Annotated in this window: 15 protein-coding genes; 11 read left to right on the top strand and 4 right to left on the bottom strand. The window is 71.9% G+C overall.

From position 1 onward, the window contains the following. Positions 1-28 precede the first annotated feature (28 nt). The 3 genes from ABZ464_RS41720 to ABZ464_RS41710 are packed head-to-tail and all read left to right on the top strand — an operon-like array spanning position 29 to position 2295. Complete coding sequence (locus ABZ464_RS41720; protein ID WP_359287124.1) at positions 29-1033, top strand: 2-dehydropantoate 2-reductase; 1005 nt, start codon at positions 29-31, stop codon at positions 1031-1033. Positions 1034-1042: 9 nt separating this feature from the next. Beyond that, positions 1043-1576, top strand: a complete 534-nt coding sequence (locus ABZ464_RS41715) for a fumarylacetoacetate hydrolase family protein (RefSeq protein ID WP_359287122.1) — start codon at positions 1043-1045, stop codon at positions 1574-1576. Beyond that, the gene (locus ABZ464_RS41710; protein WP_359287120.1) at positions 1543-2295 is read left to right on the top strand and encodes a hypothetical protein; all 753 of its coding nucleotides are present in this window, start codon (positions 1543-1545) and stop codon (positions 2293-2295) included. Before ABZ464_RS41715 ends, ABZ464_RS41710 begins: the two co-directional genes overlap by 34 nt. Here the strand turns inward: ABZ464_RS41710 and ABZ464_RS41705 are convergent. After that, positions 2249-5173, bottom strand: coding sequence for an FAD-binding and (Fe-S)-binding domain-containing protein (locus tag ABZ464_RS41705; protein WP_359287118.1), 2925 nt, complete (start codon positions 5171-5173; stop codon positions 2249-2251). The genes ABZ464_RS41710 and ABZ464_RS41705 overlap by 47 nt on opposite strands. A gap of 134 nt (positions 5174-5307) precedes the next feature. On the opposite strand from ABZ464_RS41705, the gene ABZ464_RS41700 reads away from it, so the two are divergent. Continuing rightward, entirely contained in the window at positions 5308-6909 is a 1602-nt protein-coding gene (locus ABZ464_RS41700) for a helix-turn-helix domain-containing protein (RefSeq protein ID WP_359287116.1), read from the top strand. Between the two features lie 105 nt (positions 6910-7014). Here the strand turns inward: ABZ464_RS41700 and hppD are convergent, their stop codons facing one another. Further along, on the bottom strand, positions 7015-8220 hold the full coding sequence (gene hppD / locus ABZ464_RS41695; protein WP_359287114.1) for a 4-hydroxyphenylpyruvate dioxygenase: 1206 nt from the start codon (positions 8218-8220) through the stop codon (positions 7015-7017). 165 nt (positions 8221-8385) lie between these two features. Here hppD and ABZ464_RS41690 point away from each other — a divergent pair, with 165 nt between their 5' ends. Continuing rightward, positions 8386-8901 (top strand): Lrp/AsnC ligand binding domain-containing protein, encoded by a 516-nt coding sequence (locus ABZ464_RS41690; protein ID WP_359287112.1) that lies wholly within the window; start codon positions 8386-8388, stop codon positions 8899-8901. A 4-nt stretch (positions 8902-8905) separates the two neighbouring features. On the opposite strand, the gene ABZ464_RS41685 is transcribed toward ABZ464_RS41690, so the two are convergent. Then, the gene (locus ABZ464_RS41685; RefSeq protein ID WP_359287110.1) at positions 8906-9577 is read right to left on the bottom strand and encodes a helix-turn-helix domain-containing protein; all 672 of its coding nucleotides are present in this window, start codon (positions 9575-9577) and stop codon (positions 8906-8908) included. A 192-nt stretch (positions 9578-9769) separates the two neighbouring features. On the opposite strand from ABZ464_RS41685, the gene ABZ464_RS41680 reads away from it, so the two are divergent. From ABZ464_RS41680 to ABZ464_RS41660, 5 genes are read left to right on the top strand one after another with little or no spacing between them, the layout of a single operon-like run. Next, complete coding sequence (locus tag ABZ464_RS41680; RefSeq protein ID WP_359287106.1) at positions 9770-10951, top strand: homogentisate 1,2-dioxygenase domain-containing protein; 1182 nt, start codon at positions 9770-9772, stop codon at positions 10949-10951. Next, on the top strand, positions 10948-11826 hold the full coding sequence (locus ABZ464_RS41675; protein ID WP_359287104.1) for a hypothetical protein: 879 nt from the start codon (positions 10948-10950) through the stop codon (positions 11824-11826). The genes ABZ464_RS41680 and ABZ464_RS41675 overlap by 4 nt, the downstream gene beginning before the upstream one ends. Further along, on the top strand, positions 11823-13019 hold the full coding sequence (gene fahA / locus ABZ464_RS41670) for a fumarylacetoacetase (protein WP_359287102.1): 1197 nt from the start codon (positions 11823-11825) through the stop codon (positions 13017-13019). Before ABZ464_RS41675 ends, fahA begins: the two co-directional genes overlap by 4 nt. Continuing rightward, complete coding sequence (locus ABZ464_RS41665) at positions 13016-13771, top strand: CoA transferase subunit A (protein WP_359287100.1); 756 nt, start codon at positions 13016-13018, stop codon at positions 13769-13771. Before fahA ends, ABZ464_RS41665 begins: the two co-directional genes overlap by 4 nt. After that, complete coding sequence (locus tag ABZ464_RS41660) at positions 13768-14412, top strand: CoA transferase subunit B (RefSeq protein WP_359287098.1); 645 nt, start codon at positions 13768-13770, stop codon at positions 14410-14412. The genes ABZ464_RS41665 and ABZ464_RS41660 overlap by 4 nt, the downstream gene beginning before the upstream one ends. A 108-nt stretch (positions 14413-14520) precedes the next feature. Here ABZ464_RS41660 and ABZ464_RS41655 read toward each other — a convergent pair whose 3' ends face one another. Beyond that, positions 14521-14865 (bottom strand): helix-turn-helix transcriptional regulator, encoded by a 345-nt coding sequence (locus ABZ464_RS41655; RefSeq protein WP_359287096.1) that lies wholly within the window; start codon positions 14863-14865, stop codon positions 14521-14523. 160 nt (positions 14866-15025) lie between these two features. Between ABZ464_RS41655 and ABZ464_RS41650 the strand changes: the two genes are divergently transcribed. Next, positions 15026-16003: a zinc-binding dehydrogenase gene (locus ABZ464_RS41650; RefSeq protein ID WP_359287094.1), complete on the top strand. Its 978-nt coding sequence runs from the start codon at positions 15026-15028 to the stop codon at positions 16001-16003. Positions 16004-16018: the final 15 nt, after the last annotated feature.

The following is a 16018-nucleotide window of genomic DNA, read 5'->3' as shown; positions in this document are numbered from 1 at the left end:
GTCCGGGCCGCGGCGCATGCTCGCTGCCATGGGACATCGGATCACCATCGTCGGACCGGGCGCGATCGGCACCACCCTCGCCGGGGCGTTCGCCCTGTCGGGCGCCGAGGTCTCCCTGCTCGGCAGACCGGGCCCGCACCTGGACGCGATCGCCGCCGAGGGGCTCGTCCTGTGCGGCCGCAAGACGGGAGCCGAGGAGCGGCACCGCTTCCCCACGGCATCCGACGCCGGGCGGCTCCCCGTCCCGGATCTGGCCGTCCTCTGCGTCAAGAGCCGGCATCTGCTGTCGGCGGCACGCTCCGTCCGCACCTGGATCGCGCGGGGCACGGACGTCCTCGTCGTGGCCAACGGAGTGCCCTGGTGGCTGCTGTCCACCGTCGAGCACACCGGGGGAAACCCCGTCCTGCGCTCGGTGGACCCCGACGGAGAGCTGCTGGCCCTGCTGCCCGCCGAGCGCGTGATGGCGGGCGTCGCGCACTTCAGCAGTGCCGTCGACGGACCGGGCCGGGTGCGACACGTCAGCGGGACCAGGTTGATCATCGGTGACCCGACCGGCGGATTCTCCGATCGCGTCACGCGGTGCGCCGCGGCCCTGGCGGCCGGCCCCCTCGACGCGGAAGCCGGCACGGACATCCGCCGCGACCTCTGGGAAAAGCTGCTGGGCAACGTCAATCTCAACCCCGTCAGCGCGCTCACCGGCGCCACCGTCCTGGACATCCTCGACGACCCCGACGTACGGCGGCTGTGTGCCGCCATGTTCGAGGAGACGGCGGCCGTCGGAGCCGCCCTGGGCATCGACAGCACCATGACGGCGGACGAGCGGCTCGCCGTCGCCCGCGGGCTCGGCGCGTTCCGCACCTCCATGCTGCAGGACGCGGACCGCGGCCGGCCCCTCGAACTCGACGCCATCGTCGGCGCCGTACGCGAACTCGCGCGCCGCACCGGCGTCGCCTCCCCCTCCCTCGACGCCGTGCACGGACTGCTCGCCCTGCGCGAACGCGTCCGCGGCCACGACCAGACGCCCGGCACCTGAAGGAGCCCCGTGCCACACCCCTCGGGGAACCCACCGTCGAAGATCATCGCTGTCCATCTGAACTACCCCGGCCGGGCCGGGGAACACGGACGGACCCGCGAGGCGATCGTGCGGCCGGACGGCTGTGAACTCCTCGGCTTCGAGGGCGAGATCGCGCTCGTCATCGGCTCACGCGCCCAGCGCGTGACGCCGCGGGACGGCTGGTCGCACGTGCGCTGGGTGACGGCCGCCAACGACGCGGGCGTGTACGACCTGCGGTACGCGGACCGCGGCTCCAACCTCCGCTCCAAGGGCGCCGACGGCTTCACGCCGATCGGCCCGCGGCTGCTGGACGCCCGCCGGCTCGGCCCCGCCGCACTGCGCCTGCGGACCTGGGTCAACGGTGAGCCGGCCCAGGACGACACGACCGACACCCTGCTGTTCCCCTTCGGCCGGCTGGTCACCCTGGAGCCGGGGGACGTGATCCTGACCGGAACCCCGCGGGCGCCTCGGTCGTCTCGCCGGGCGATGTGGTCGAAGTCGAGGTCACCGGGGGCGGACTGACCACCGGAAGGCTGCGCAGTCCGGTGACCGCCGGGCCCCCGCTGGAGCCGTACGGAGCGATGCCCAAGCCCGACCCCGCCGAACGGGACGCCGCGTACGGTGCCGCCGGCCCCCTTCTGGACCCCGGGCTCGAAGCGGGCCTGAGATCGGTGACGGTCGCGACCCTGAGCGCCCAGCTGCGCGCCCGGGGCCTGCCCCACATGTCCGTCGACGGCGTACGACCACTGCGGCCGGCCCCGGCGAACATGGTCGGCGTCGCCCACACCCTGCGGTATCTGCCGCTGCGCGAGGACCTGTTCCAGCGGTACGGCACCGGCATGAACGCCCAGAAGCGGGCGATCGAGGAGCTGTGCCCGGGCCATGTCCTCGTCATGGACGCCCGCCGGGACGCGAGTGCGTTCTCCTACGTCGTGCGCACCCCGGAGGACGTCGACAAGGCGGAGAGGTTCTTCACCGGCCTGGGCCAACCGGTCAAGCGACTGAAGAAGGACGAAGGCAGGTGCTGCGCGCCGCGGACCTGTTCGGCGTGGTGTGCAAGGAACACCACATCGAACGCGGCCCGGGCCGGCACGGCGTCTCCAACGCCTTCTACCTGTACCTGCGCGACCCCGACGGCCTCGGCTGACGCGTCTCGGTCCGCGGCTCTGTCGGGGTCCGCAGCGCGAGTCGGCGTCACCGTGTCACGGCCGGCCGTGTGGCTCGCTCCAGTTGCTGGATGACCGAGGTGTACGCCGCTCCGGTGGCGTGGTGGAGGCCGATCTCGCAGGTGCGGTTGGCGCTGAGATGGGCCTGGGCGTCGAGTTGCCCGACCTCCTCCGCCTCGGCCGCCGTCGCGCTCTCCGTCAGTTCCCGGTGCAGGAAGCCCCGGTCGCCGGCGAACCCGCAGCAGGACTCGGCGATCGGCTGGACAACGGTGTCGGCGACCGCCTGCGCGACGGCCTTCAGAGCCGAGCCGTTGTCGGTCTGCTGCATCGAGCAGGTGGTGTGGACCACGGCGGTGGCGACCCGGTCGGTGACCGTGAGGTGGGGCAGCAGTTCCTTCTGGGCCCAGTCGACGGCGTCATGGATGGCGAGGCGGCTGTGGCGGTCCCGGTCGGCCGGGCTCAGGTAGGGCACCACGTCGCGGACGGCGCCGAGTGAGCAGGAGGAGGCGTCCATGACGACCGGCAGCCGTCCCTCGTCGGTCCATCGCCACAACCGGTTCACGAGCATCCCGGCCATGGCGGCGTGCCCCTTCTCGTAGCCCTTGCTGTGCCAGACGGTGCCGCAGCAGGTGCCCGCCACGTCGTCGGGGATCCACAGCGGCCTGCCGGCCCGGTCCGCGAGCGTGACGAGGGCCTGGACCACCGTCGGCCCGCTCTCGCCCTCGGGCGCGCCGAAGATGCGGTTGACACAGGCGGGTACGTAGACGGCGTGCGCGGTCGGCCGTCGGGTGGCGGGCAACCGTCTCGGCGCGGCCTGCGGCATCTCGGGCAGCCAGGCGGGGACCAGTTCGGCGCCCAGTACGCCACGGGCGGCGGAGGTGACGGCGCGCAACGGCGCGTCACCGGCGACGTCCGCGGTGCGCCGCGCGACGCCGACGGCGACCCGGGCGACCCCTTCCAGACCTGCCCAGTGCCGTGCGGCCCAGGTGGCGGCGCGTTCGGCGAGGGGGCCGTGCCCGGCGTGCCGCAGCTTCTTCATGGCGGCGCCGGTGTCGATGTCCACGGGACAGCTGACGGCGCAGCTCGAATCCCCGGCGCAGGTGTCCACGGCGTCGTAGGCGTAGTCCCGGGTGAGGGAGAGCACGAGGGGGGAATCGGCCCGATGGCGGGCCATCTCCCGCTGGAGCGCGATGCGTTGGCGGGGTGTGGTGGTCAGGTCGTGACTGGGGCAGGCCGGTTCGCAGAAGCCGCACTCGATGCACGGGTCCAGGGCCGCGTCGACCGGGGGCAGCGTCTTGAGGTTGCGGACGTTGGCGTTCGGGTCGTCGTCCAGGATCACGCCCGGGTTGAGGATGCCGTGCGGATCGAGGGCGGCCTTGAGCCGCCACATGAGCCCGACGGCGACGCCTCCCCACTCCTGGGTCACGAACGGCGCCATGTTGCGCCCGGTGCCGTGCTCGCCCTTGAGCGCGCCCCCGTAGATGTTCAGCACCAGGTCGGCGAGATCCTGCATGCAGGTGCGGTAGCGGCTCACATCCTCGGGTGAGGAGGGGTCCAGCATGAGCGGGAAGTGAAGGTTTCCGGCGGACGCGTGCCCGGCGATGGGCGAGGCGAAGCCGTGCGACTCGAGGAGGAGGAACAGATCGCGGGCGGCTTCGGCCACCCGGTCCGGGGGGACGCAGACATCCTCCACCAGCAGCACGGTGCCCGCGGGACGGGTGCTGCCGACGGCGGCCAGGAGGCCCTTGCGGACCCTCCAGTAGGCGCCGGCGGTGGCCGAGTCCCGGGTGAACTCCCCCAGCACGGGAACGGGGGAAGCGGCCAGCACCGCCTCGGCACGCTCCTGCTGCACGCTCAGGTCGTCGAGATCGGCGGCCCGGAACTCCACCAGCAGCGCGGCGTCCTGCGCGTCCTCGGTGAGTTCGGCGAGCCAGCGGGGAGCCCCCGAGACGCCCGCGGTGGAGCGCAGGGACGGAGCGTCCAGGAGTTCGACGGCATGGGCACCGGCCTCGACCAGGTCGGGGACGAGGGCAGCCGCCTCGTGCAGGCCGGGCAGCCGCAGCAGCGCGGTGCAGTGGTGGCGGCCGAAGGGCACGGTGTCGAACACGACCTCGTCGAGGAAGCCGAGGGTGCCCTGCGAGCCGACCATGAGACCGCGCAGGATCCCGGCGGGGGTGTCGGCGTCCAGGAAGGCGTCGAGGCGGTAGCCGTTGGTGTTCTTGATGGCGAACTTGGTCCTGATCCGGTCGCACAGCGCCGGGTCGGCCTCGAGTTCCTTCTTGATGGCCATGAGCTCACGGACGAGGGCGGGTTCGGCGTGCTCCAGGTGTGCGTCGGCGGCGGGGTCGGCGGTGTCCACGACGGTGCCCGAGGCGAGGACGACGCGCAGGGACCGAACCGTGTGGTACGCGTTGTGCACCACCCCGCAGGACATGCCGCTGGCGTTGTTGGCGACCACTCCGCCGATGGTGGCCGAGGCGCTGCTGGCGGGGTCGGGGCCGAGCATCCGGCCGTGCCGGGCGAGTTGCGCGTTGGCGCGTGCGATCACGGTCCCGGGACGGGCGCGCAGTACCCGCCCGCCGTCCTCGACGGAGGCGCCGGCGAAGTGCCGGCGCACGTCCACCAGGATGCCCGACCCCTGGGACTGTCCGTTGAGGCTGGTCCCCGCGGCCCGGAAGGTCACCGGCAGGTCGTGGCGGTCGGCGAAGCCCAGTACGGCTGCGACGTCCGCCGCGTCGCGCGCCCTCACGACCACGCGGGGCAGGTAGCGGTACGGGCTCGCGTCGGAGGCGTAGCGGGCGAGGTCGGTGGGACGGGACAGCACCTGCTCCGCTCCGACCAGTGCGGCCAGCCCCTCGCGCAGCCAGTCCGGGGTGGCGACGGGAGCGCCGTCCGCTCCGCCGGCCGCTCGACCGGTGGGCAGCGCGGCACGCAGCCGAGCCAGTTTCTTCATGTCGTCTCTCCTGAGATGTGCGTGCCGGCCGGCGGTCGCGGGCCTGCACGGGTCAGGCAATGACTTGAGTGTCTCCCCGGGTTTTCTCGACTGCTATGTTGATTTCACTCAAGAGTGCGGGGTTCAGTGAGGCAATGACACAAACACCTCCCGCTTCCGGGGAAGTGCCGGCTTCGGCGACGCTCGCCTCTCTGCTGGACGCGGTCGGCGACACCCTGCTGAAGCCGCTCGAGGCTCCCTTCGGCCTGGATGTCCCCGTGAGCGAGCTGGAGATCCTCGATCCTCCTCACGCGGCCGGCGCGACCCCGGGCGCCATGCTGTTCGGCATCGGTGTGCGCGCCGCCTCGCCGGAGGCCGAAGCGGCCCTCCGCACGGCCGCCCGCGCCCGGTGCACCGCCGTCGTGGTCAAGCTGCACGGGGAGGACCCGGCCGGGTTGCGCGCTCTCGCCCGGGAACAGGGCATCGCTCTGCTGGCGGCGGACGACGAGGTGAACTGGCGCCATCTGGACACGCTTCTCTCCGCGGTGCTCGCGAGCCGGTCCGGACAGGGTGCGACGGGCGGCGAGGAGGGAGCGTGGGACGACCTGTTCGACCTCGCCAACGCGACCGCCGCCCAGCTGCGCGGCGCGGTGGCGATCATGGACGACCGTTACCGGATCATCGCGTACTCCACGATCTCCGGTCAGCCCACCGACGAGGTGCGGCGCCAGGGGATCCTCGGCCGGGAAGTGCCGCAGGCCTTCCAGTCCCTGCACGCCGACCCCCGGTTGCGACAGCGGCCCCAGCCCGTACGGTTCACCGGGCACGGCGCTCTGCCACGCGTCGCGGCCGGCATCCTGGCCGGCCGCGTCACGCTGGGCTCCATCTGGGTCATCGACGCCGACGGCGGCATGGGAGCGGGCGAGGAGCGGGCACTGCGGGACGCCGCGGACCTGGCGGCACTGCGTCTGTTGCGTCACCGCAACTCGCGCGACATGGCTCGCAGGGCCCGTGAACAAGCACTGCGCGGCGCCCTCCTCGGCGAGGAGCTGCCCGCCACCGGCTCGCTCGGCTCGCACGGCCCCGGATTCGTCGTCGTCGCCTTCGAGCACGCGGAGACGGAGACCGATGTCAGCGAACCCGACATGGCGCACATCATCGAGCTGATCACCAGCAGCGCACAGGTCCAGCATGTCCGGGCCAGCACCGTCCAGCTCGACGGAGTGGTCTACTCGCTGCTGCCGGCCGACCCGTCCACGACCGGCGCGGTGGGAGGAGAACTGGCGGGAGGCGTCCTGGAGCGCATCCGGGTCATGCTGGGGGTCCGGCTGCGCGCCGGGATCGGCGGCCACGCACCCGCCCTGTCCGCGGTGCAACGCTCACGCCAAGAGGCCGACGCCGCGCTCGGCGTGCTGGCCCACCGCGGGCAGGACCATGCCGTCGCGGACTTCCAGGAGGTGCGTGCGGAGTCGTTCTTCCTGCGGCTCCGCGCGGATCTCGACGCGTTCGACGCGGTGCGGCTCGACGGGCTGGAAGCGATGCGCGAGCACGACGAACGCAACGGCACGGAGTACACGCGCACCGTCTACGCGTACTTGCGGTGTCTGGGCGACAGCACCCGAGCCTCTGCCGAGATGTACGTGCACCCGAACACACTGCGCTATCGCATCAGGCGGGCGGGGGAGCTCTTCGGCATCGACCTCCAGGACCCCGACGAGGCACTGCTGCTCTGGCTCCGGCTCCGACTGCGGCACTGACGACGCTCGTACCGCTGCGCCCGCAAGGCCCCCCGTAACAAGACCTGCGGCCCCACCGTACGACCGGACAGGTGCGTACGGCGGGGCCGCCGGTATGGCTTGCGCCTAGAAGTTGCCGCGCCTGGCCTGCTCGCGTTCGATCGCCTCGAACAGGGCCTGGAAGTTCCCCTTGCCGAAGCCCAGGGAGCCATGGCGCTCGATGAACTCGAAGAACACCGTGGGCCGGTCGCCGATCGGCTTGGTGAAGATCTGCAGCAGGTAGCCGTCCTCGTCGCGGTCGACGAGGATGCCCCGCGAGGCCAGTTCCTCGATGGGCACGCGGACATGGCCGATCCGGGCGCGCAGTTCCGGGTCGGTGTAGTAGCTCTCCGGCGTGGCGAGGAACTCGACGCCCCGGGCCCGCAGCACGTCGACAGTCCTGATGATGTCGTTGGTGGCGAGGGCGAGGTGCTGGGCGCCCGGACCACGGTAGAAGTCCAGGTACTCGTCGATCTGCGAACGCTTCTTCCCGACCGCCGGCTCGTTGAGCGGGAACTTCACCCGGTGGTTGCCGCTGGCGACGACCTTGCTCATCAGCGCCGAGTACTCGGTGGCGATGTCGTCGCCGATGAACTCGGCCATGTTGGTGAAGCCCATGACGCGGTTGTAGAAGTCGACCCACTCGTCCATCCGCCCGAGTTCCACGTTGCCCACGACGTGGTCGAGCGCCTGGAAGAGGCGCCTGGGCTCGCCGTCGGGCTTCACGTATCCCGAGCTGCGGGCCACGTATCCGGGCAGGTAGGGGCCGCTGTAGCGGGAGCGGTCCACCAGGGTGTGGCGGGTCTCGCCGTAGGTGGCGATGGCGGCGGTCCGGACGGTGCCGTGTTCGTCGGTGACGTCGTGCGGTTCCTCCAGCACGGTCGCGCCCTGCGCCCGGGCGTGGCCGACGCACCGGTCGACATCGGGCACCTCGAGAGCGATGTCGATCACGCCGTCACCGTGGCGGTGGTGGTGGTCGAACAGCGGGCTGTCCGGGGCGACGCCGCCCTTGAGCACGAACCGGATCGCTCCGGAGCGGAGGACGTACGCGTGGTGGTCGCGGTTGCCGGTCTCCGGACCGGAGTAGGCGACCAGCTCCATGCCGAAGACCACCTGGAAGAACAGCGCCGCCTGCGTCGCGTTGCCCACGGCCCAGACCACCGCGTCCCAGCCGGTCACCGGGAAGGGGTCGCCCTCCGCGTCGTACTCGACGAGCCCGACCAGTTGCCGGAGCTGCGGCAGGTCGAGCTCCGCCAGCCGTTCCTGGCTCGTGAGGGTCTGTTCCATGCTCATGCGCCGTCCTCCTGGGTGTCCTGCTTCCAGCACGTGGCGCACAGGACACACCGGCGTTCGTCACCTGCACAAGAGTCCCCTTCTAAGCTGTTCAAGCTGCTCACTTTGCCTGCCTGACAGCGGCTTCATGTATGCAATCTGCCTAGCTGGAAGAAGGTGATCACCGTGACTGACGGACAGCCGCTGGACTCGTTGGACATCGACCTGCTCCGCCTGCTGCGGGACAGCCCGCGAGCCGGCGTCCTCGAGCTGTCGCGGACGCTCGGGGTCGCCCGCGGAACCGTCCAGGCACGACTCGACCGGATGGAACGCAGCGGCGTCCTCATCGGATTCGGCCCCGAAGTGGACGTGGGCGCGGCGGGCTTCCCGGTCCAGGCGTTCGTGACGCTGGAGATCGCCCAGGGCGCGCTCGACGACGTCGCCGCCGAGCTGGCCGCCCTGCCCACCGTGCTGGAGGCGTACGCGACGACGGGAGCCTCGGACGTGCTGTGCAAGCTGGCGGCCTCGTCGCACCAGGACCTTCAGGAGACCTTGCTCGCTCTGAACCGCTCGCCCACGGTGGCCCGCTCGACGAGCGTGATCGTGCTGTCGGTGGTGGTGGCGCCCAGGGTCCTGCCGCTGCTGGAGTCCCGGCATCACGGTGCGCCCCGGCGGTCTCCCGCCTACCACGACAACCGGTGACGGGTCAGGACCTGCTGAGCACCGCCAGTCGCGAGGCCGCCTCCCGCACCCGCGCGGCGACGCGCTCGTCGTCGAACTCGTGCATGGCCACCACGCCGACGGAGGCACCCACCGTGCCCGGGACCTCGAACCCCGCCGCGACCCCGGTGGCGCCCTGCTGGAGTTGTCCCGAGGTGATGCTGTAGCCCAGTTCCCGGGCCCGCACGACCTCCTCGGGTTCATCGGGCCAGGGCGGCTGCAGCGCGAGGATCGCGACGCCGTTCGCGCCTCTCTCCAGGGGGTGCCGCACACCGATGCGGTAGCCCACCTGGACCGGGCCGTGCTGGACGGTCGGCTCCGCTCCCGCCACGGGAACGCACTCCCGCGCGCCGTGTGCCACCGTCAGGAACGCGGAGGCGCCGGTGTCGTCGGCGAGCTCCTGCAGAACCGGCTGGGCCGCCAGTACGAGCTGGCGCTGGAACCGCCCCGCGAGCGTGGCGGCACCGGCGCCGAGCCGGACCCGCTTGCCCTGCCGGGAGACCAGGGCGTGCTCCTCCAGCGTCTGCACGATCCGGTACGCGATGGCCCGGTCGATCCCGAGCTGCGCCGCCAGATCCGCCACGGTCAGGCCGTCGGCCGCCAGAGAGATCACGCCCAGAGCCCGGAGCCCACGGTCCAGACCTTGCAGGGTGGCCATCTACACCTCCTGATCCCGCGGCCGCGCTCGGCACCCGCGGAAACCGACAGATCTTCTTCGGGCGCCACGTTAGAGCACGTCAGGGGAGTCGACCTTGACGGGGCTGTCGCCAGGACTTAATTTCGGCTCGTTGCTCTTATCGCACAAAAATGTGCGCTCAGCGCACAGTACTGGACTGCACTGGAGAGAGACGTGCCGTACTACCACCGGGCGGGCGCGGTTCCGCCGAAACGTCACACCCAGCACCGTGACCCGGACGGGAAGCTCTACTACGAGGAGCTGATGGGCGAGGAGGGGTTCTCCTCGGACTCCTCGCTGCTCTACCACCGGCACATTCCGTCGGCGGTGCGGGAGTTCCGCGTGTGGGACCTCGGGGACCAGTCCCTGGTTCCCAACCATCCCCTGCTGCCCCGTCACCTCTCCACGCACGAGCTGTTCCCGGAGGGCGCGTCCGGCATCGACGCGGTGACCGGCCGCAGACTGCTGCTGGGCAACGAGGACGTGCGGCTGGCGTATGTCGTGGCCGACGCGCCGAGCCCGTACTACCGCAACGCGATCGGCGACGAGTGCCTGTACGTCGAGGCCGGGCGGGCCCGCGTGGAGACGGTCTTCGGCGATCTGGAGGTCGGCGACGGGGACTACGCGATCGTCCCTCGGGCGACCACGTACCGGATCGTCCCCGACGGCGTCGTACGGATCTGTGCGATCGAGGCGAACTCGCACATCGGGCCGCCGCGGCGCTATCTGTCCCGGCACGGCCAGCTCCTGGAACACGCGCCGTACTGCGAGCGCGACCTCCGTCTCCCGGACGGGCCGAGGACCGTGGAGGGCGAGAACGTCGACGTCCACATCAAGCACCGGGGGCCCGGCGGTGTCGCCGGGACCGTCCACACGGTGCCGCACCACCCCTTCGACGTCGTCGGCTGGGACGGCTGCCTCTACCCGTACGTGTTCAGCATCCGTGACTTCGAGCCGATCACGGGCCGGGTGCACCAGCCGCCGCCGGCCCACCAGGTCTTCGAGGGCCACAACTTCGTCGTCTGCAACTTCGTTCCCCGCAAGGTGGATTACCACCCGCTGGCCGTCCCGGTGCCGTACTACCACTCCAACGTCGACTCCGACGAGGTGATGTTCTACTGCGGCGGGGACTACGAGGCGCGCAAGGGCTCCGGGATCGGGCAGGGCTCGCTCTCGCTCCACCCGGGCGGCCATCCGCACGGTCCTCAGCCCGGCGCGACAGAACGGTCGATCGGCGCGGAGTTCTTCGACGAACTCGCGGTCATGGTCGACACCTTCCGGCCCCTGCAGCTCGGTGAGGCGGCCCTCGCGACGGACGACGGCGTGTACGTCCACTCCTGGGAGCCGAAGCGATGAGCGAGCCGCAGACGCCGACGGTCCCGCCGGTGCTCGCCGGCCTGTTCGACGACGCGGCCGTCTTCCCGCCCGGCAGCCTGCCGATCGAGGAGGCGGTCCCGGCCCATGTGGAACACACCCGCGGCGCCCATGCCGGGCTGGTCGGTCCGTTCGTCCTCGCCGCCAAGGACCTCGACCGGCTCGCCGAACCGACGGGCGGCCTCGCCGCGCGGTCCTTCGACCTCTCGGTGACCGTGCCGCTGCCGGGCGTCTGCGACGCGATCGCCGCGGCGGACCGGATCCCTGCCGTACGGCTGGTCGCGCTGGAGGTCACCGTCCCCGACGGGGTCGCCGCCGAGGAGGTCGTACCGGCCCTGACCGAGGCGCTCGGCGGGAACGACACCGCCACCGTGTACGTGGAGGTGCCGCGCGACGCCCGGCGCGACGCGCTGCTCGCCGCCCTCGCCGGAACCCCCTGCCTGGCCAAGTTCCGCACCGGAGGCGTACGCCCCGAACTCCACCCCGACGAGCGCGAACTCGCGGCGGCCGTGCTGGCCGCGGTGCGGGCCGGGGTCGCGTTCAAGGCGACCGCGGGGCTGCACCACGCCCTGCGCAACACCGATCCGGAGACCGGCTTCGAACAGCACGGCTTCCTCAACCTGCTCCTCGCCACCGACGCGGCGCTGCGGGGCGCCGAGGAGACGGAGCTGGTCCGGCTGCTGGCCGACCGCGACGGCGAGCAGGTCGCCGAGCGGATCCGCGCTCTGTCGCCGCGGGTGCGTGAGGTCTTCCGCTCCTTCGGCACCTGCTCCGTCGCCGAACCCGCCACCGAGTCGGTCGCGCTGGGACTGCTGCCCGCCGCGACCCTCGCCGATCTCACCGAGGTGTCCCCATGACCAGCACCCTCCGGTTGACCGTCCCGGCCGACTCACCGTTCGGCCTGGCCAACCTGCCCTACGGCGTCTACTCGGCCCCCGGCCGCGAGCCACGGGTGGCGACCCGCTACGGCGACCACGTCATCGATCTGGCCGTGCTGCTGGACGACGACGTCTTCGCCCGGGCCGGCCTGAACGACTTCATGGCCCAGGGCCACGCCCGCTGGGTCGAGGTCCGTGCCGCGATCACCGAGCGGCTCCGGGGCCCGGTTCCCGCGGAGGCGGTCCACGCCCTGGACGCGGTGACGCTGCGCCTGCCGTTCGAGGTCGCCGACTACGTCGACTTCTACGCCTCCGAGCATCACGCCGCCAACCTGGGCAGGCTGTTCCGGCCGGACAACCCGGACCCGCTGATGCCGAACTGGAAGCACCTGCCGGTCGGTTACCACGGGCGAGCGGCCTCCGTCGTCGTCTCGGGCACCGACATCGTCCGGCCCTCGGGACAGCGCAAGGGCCCCGAGGACCCCGCACCGGTCTTCGGGCCCTCGACTCGCCTAGACATCGAGGCCGAGCTCGGTTTCGTCCTCGGGACCGGCAACGCCATGGGTGAGTCCATCGGCGCCGAGGACGCGGAGCGGCACATCTTCGGGGTGGTGCTCTTCAACGACTGGTCCGCGCGCGACATCCAGGCCTGGGAGTACGTCCCGCTCGGCCCCAACCTGGGCAAGTCGTTCGCCTCCACGGTCTCGGCGTGGGTGGTGCCGCTGCTCGCCCTGGACGCCGCCCGGCTCCCTCTCCCGCCCCAGGAGCCGGCCGTTCTGCCGTATCTGCGGATGGCGCGACCGTGGGGCCTCGACGTCGACCTCGAGGTCGAGTGGAACGGTGAGGTGGTCTCCCGGCCGCCGTACGCCGCGATGTACTGGTCGCCGGCCCAGATGCTGGCCCACCAGACCGTGGGCGGCGCTCCCTCGCGCACCGGCGACCTGTTCGCGTCCGGCACCATCTCGGGTCCCCGGAAGGAGCAGCGCGGCGCCTTCATCGAACTGACCTGGGGCGGCCGGGAGCCCGTCACCGTCGGCGGCCGGCCTCGCACCTTCCTGGAGGACGGGGACGAGGTCGTTCTCACCGCCACGGCCCCGGGCGCCGGCGGAGTCCGGATCGGCTTCGGCGAGGCTCGCGGCCGGATCATCAGCAGCAGGCGGGAGGTCCGATGAGCAGGACGGTGGCCACGGCCGCGGAGGCGGTCGCCGACATCACCCCGGGCAGCACGCTGGCCGTCGGCGGGTTCGGACTCTCCGGGATCCCGGACCGTCTGATCGAGGCGCTGGCGGAGCAGGGCGCCGACGATCTGGAGGTCTTCTCCAACAACTGCGGTGTGGACGGGCTGGGACTCGGCATCCTCCTCGACCTCGGCCGAATCCGCCGGGTCACGGCGTCCTACGTCGGGGAGAACAAGGAATTCGCCCGCCGGTACCTCTCCGGGGAACTGGAGGTGGAGCTCACCCCGCAGGGCACGCTTGCCGAACGGCTGCGGGCCGGCGGCTGCGGCATTCCCGCGTTCTACACCCCCGCCGGCGTGGGCACACCGGTCGCCCGGGGCGGCCTGCCCTGGAAGTACGACCGTTCGGGGAACGTCCTGCTCGCCTCCCCGCCCAAGGAGGTACGGGAGTTCCACGGCCGCCGGTACGTCCTGGAGGAGGGCATCGTGGCCGACTTCGCACTGGTGCACGCGAAGGTCGGTGACACCGACGGCAACCTCGTCTTCAACAAGGCGACGATGAACTTCAACCCGCTCGCCGCGATGGCGGGGCGGATCTGCGTCGCGCAGGTCGAGGAGCTCGTCGAGCCCGGGGCGATCGACCCCGCCGAGGTGCATCTGCCCGGCGTCTACGTCCAGCGGATCGTCCACACCGGCCCGCAGACCAAGCACATCGAGAAGCGCACCGTCCGGGAGAACGCGGCATGAGCGAGCAGCGGGCGGGCTGGTCCCGGTCACAGATGGCGGCGCGCGCCGCGCGGGAACTGCGGGACGGCGAGTACGTCAACCTCGGCATCGGCCTGCCGACCCTCATCCCCAACTTCCTTCCGGACGGCGTGCGGGTCACGCTGCACAGCGAGAACGGCATCCTCGGAACCGGGCCCTACCCGACCGACGACGAGGTCGACGCCGACCTGATCAACGCCGGCAAGGAGACCGTCACGGTCGGCCCCGGAGCGTCGTACTTCGACTCCGCCCAGAGCTTCGGCATGATCCGCGGCGGCCACATCGACACCGCCGTGCTCGGCGGCATGCAGGTCTCCGCCACGGGCGACCTGGCCAACTGGATGGTGCCCGGCAAGATGGTCAAGGGCATGGGCGGCGCGATGGACCTGGTCCACGGCGCCAAGCGCGTCATCGTCCTCATGGAGCACGTCGCCAAGGACGGCTCCCACAAGATCGTCGAACGGTGTTCGCTGCCGCTCACCGGGCAGGGAGTGGTGCAGCGGATCATCACCGACCTGGCCGTGCTCGACCTCACCTCCGAGGGCTGCCGACTCGTCGAACTGGCCCCCGGCGTCACCCTCGACGAACTGCGGGAGAAGACGGGCACTCCGGTCGCGGGCTGACCCGACGGGCACCGCCTCGACGAACGCGCGCACCGGTCCGCCGTGTGGGGCCGCGTGCGGCGGAGGAGCGGGCCGCGCGGCTGGCGGACCGCTCCGGGCCGGGTGGCCTCAGTCGGTGTCGTCGGCGCGGAGGACCAGGTCGAGCAGGCCGGGGAAGCGCGCGTCGAACTCCTCGCGGCGCAGGCGGTTGACCCGCTTCGGCCCCTCGTCGCGCTGCTCGACCAGACCGGCGCCGCGCAGCACCGAGAAGTGGTGGCTCTTGGCGGCCTTGCCCACGGGCACGTCGAAGCTGCCGCAGCTGCGCGTCCAGTCGGGAGAGCCCGCCAGCTCGCGGATCAGCTGGACGCGCACCGGGTCGGCGAGCGCTGACAGCGCGGTGAGGACGGACACGTCCTCCGGATCCGTGTGGACCGGCGCCGCACGATGACTGCCGCCCGCGACCTGGTTCGACATCGCCCTCTCCCCCGTACCGCACACCGCCGCGACACCCTCGCGGAGCGCCTCGGCCGCTTGCCGAGTGTTCGATGGATATCTTACAGTCACAGTGTTCGCTTCCCATTGAACAGTCGCCCGAACGGTCATCCGAACGGTCGCCGAAAGGTGCGTTCCACTCATGCGCGCAATCGAGTTCCAGACGTACGGCGCCCCCGAGGTGCTGGAGATCGTGCAGGTCGACACCCCCGAGCCGGGGCCGGGACAGGTGACCGTCGACGTCGCCTACGCGGGCGTGAACTTCGCCGATCTCAAGGCCCGCGCCGAGGGCTACCGTGTGCAGTCGCTGCCGTTCCGCCCGGGCCTGGAGGTCTCCGGACGGATCCGCGCCACTGGCGCCGGCGTCGAGGGACTGCACCCGGGACAGGCGGTCGCCGCCCTCGTCGACAGCGGCGCCTACGCGGAGGTCGTCGTCGCCGGGACCGCCACCGTGTTCCCCCTCCCCCAGGGCCTGGACCTGCGGACCGCGGCCACGCTCCCCATCGTGGTGCCGACGGCGCACGCCCTCCTCCACGAGGTGGGGCGACTGCGCGCCGGCGAGAGCGTTCTGGTGCACGGCGCCGCCGGAGGCATCGGTACGGTCGCGGGGCAGCTGGCCCGGGCGGCGGGCGCCGGCGCGGTGTACGGCGTGGTCTCCTCCACGGGGAAGGCCGACCACGCCCTCAAGCACGGCTACGACGAGGTGTTCACCAGCGACACCTTCCCGGACGACGTCCGCCGCGCCACCGACGGCAGGGGCGTCGACCTGGTCCTCGACCCGGTCGGCGGCGACACCCTCCGCCGCGGCCTCGACAGCCTCGCCGTCTTCGGACGCCTGGTCTCCTTCGGCAACGCGGGCGGGGAAGCGCCCTGGCAGGTCGGGCAGCCCGAGCTCTACGCGCAGGGGCGTTCGGTCGGCGGCTTCTCCATCCTGGCTCTCGCACAGACGGCGCCCGAGGCGCTGCGGGCACTCGCCGAGCGGGCCTTCCGTACGGTCGCGGACGGCACCGTGACCCTTCCGATCACCGCGGAGTTCCCGCTGGCGGAGGCGGTCGAGGCCCACCGGCTGATGGGCGGGCGCGGGTCGACGGGCAAGCTGCTGCTGCGGGTGGCCGACTGAACGACGTCGACCGGA

Source organism: Streptomyces sp. NPDC005820 (assembly GCF_040630255.1).
Lineage (GTDB): Bacteria > Actinomycetota > Actinomycetes > Streptomycetales > Streptomycetaceae > Streptomyces.
Note: the sequence above shows the minus strand (reverse complement) of the source record. Positions and strands in the feature narration are given on the sequence as shown.

Coding starts and splice junctions, on each gene's coding strand:
- ABZ464_RS41720 (WP_359287124.1), top strand. CDS start 29: ATGGGACATCGGATCACCATCGTCGGACCGGGCGCGATCGGCACCACC.
- ABZ464_RS41705 (WP_359287118.1), bottom strand. CDS start 5,173: ATGAAGAAACTGGCTCGGCTGCGTGCCGCGCTGCCCACCGGTCGAGCG.
- ABZ464_RS41700 (WP_359287116.1), top strand. CDS start 5,308: ATGACACAAACACCTCCCGCTTCCGGGGAAGTGCCGGCTTCGGCGACG.
- hppD (WP_359287114.1), bottom strand. CDS start 8,220: ATGAGCATGGAACAGACCCTCACGAGCCAGGAACGGCTGGCGGAGCTC.
- ABZ464_RS41685 (WP_359287110.1), bottom strand. CDS start 9,577: ATGGCCACCCTGCAAGGTCTGGACCGTGGGCTCCGGGCTCTGGGCGTG.
- ABZ464_RS41675 (WP_359287104.1), top strand. CDS start 10,948: ATGAGCGAGCCGCAGACGCCGACGGTCCCGCCGGTGCTCGCCGGCCTG.
- fahA (WP_359287102.1), top strand. CDS start 11,823: ATGACCAGCACCCTCCGGTTGACCGTCCCGGCCGACTCACCGTTCGGC.
- ABZ464_RS41665 (WP_359287100.1), top strand. CDS start 13,016: ATGAGCAGGACGGTGGCCACGGCCGCGGAGGCGGTCGCCGACATCACC.
- ABZ464_RS41660 (WP_359287098.1), top strand. CDS start 13,768: ATGAGCGAGCAGCGGGCGGGCTGGTCCCGGTCACAGATGGCGGCGCGC.
- ABZ464_RS41655 (WP_359287096.1), bottom strand. CDS start 14,865: ATGTCGAACCAGGTCGCGGGCGGCAGTCATCGTGCGGCGCCGGTCCAC.
- ABZ464_RS41650 (WP_359287094.1), top strand. CDS start 15,026: ATGCGCGCAATCGAGTTCCAGACGTACGGCGCCCCCGAGGTGCTGGAG.